The organism is Micromonospora sp. DT44 (assembly GCF_049841635.1).
In the GTDB taxonomy this organism is placed as follows: domain Bacteria; phylum Actinomycetota; class Actinomycetes; order Mycobacteriales; family Micromonosporaceae; genus Micromonospora.
Map to the genome: position 1 here is coordinate 1 of NZ_JBNCKS010000175.1, position 428 is coordinate 428.

Genomic DNA, 428 nt, shown 5'->3' on the forward strand with positions numbered 1-428 from the left:
CAGAGGACACCGCCGACGCGTTTGAGGGCCTGCTTTCATCGGGTTCTGCCTGCTCCGGTGGGTCCAGCGACCGGGTCACCAGGTACAGACACTCATCCGGAACTTCGCGTGCCCTCACCACCCGTGCCGGCCCACAACCCGAGGATGTCCGTCTACCCGCCGAGAGTGACCCCGATCGCGGCACAGAACGGCCGGTTCGCGACCTGCCCATCGCGGACTCTTTGGTGACCGGGGCGCCGTAGATCTCGGCGAAGTGCGCGCTGGTCCCTCCGGTCGTGAGGCCTCTGGCTTCGACGGTGGCGCCATTGTGGAGGTTGCCCGACTCCACCCGAGCCGACTCATGTTTCTCATAGCCGGGGTGCTCGGTCATCTCCTCGTTCAAACGCGGTCTTCAGGACCGTCTTGGTCAACTGCCTGAGCAGTCCGTC

1 pseudogene is annotated in these 428 nt (G+C 65.4%); it reads right to left on the reverse strand.

Annotated features, from left to right (window positions below):
• Positions 1 to 81: 81 nt before the first annotated feature.
• Positions 82 to 428 (reverse strand): annotated as a pseudogene (locus tag ACLQ25_RS32820) (transposase); the annotation flags it as partial.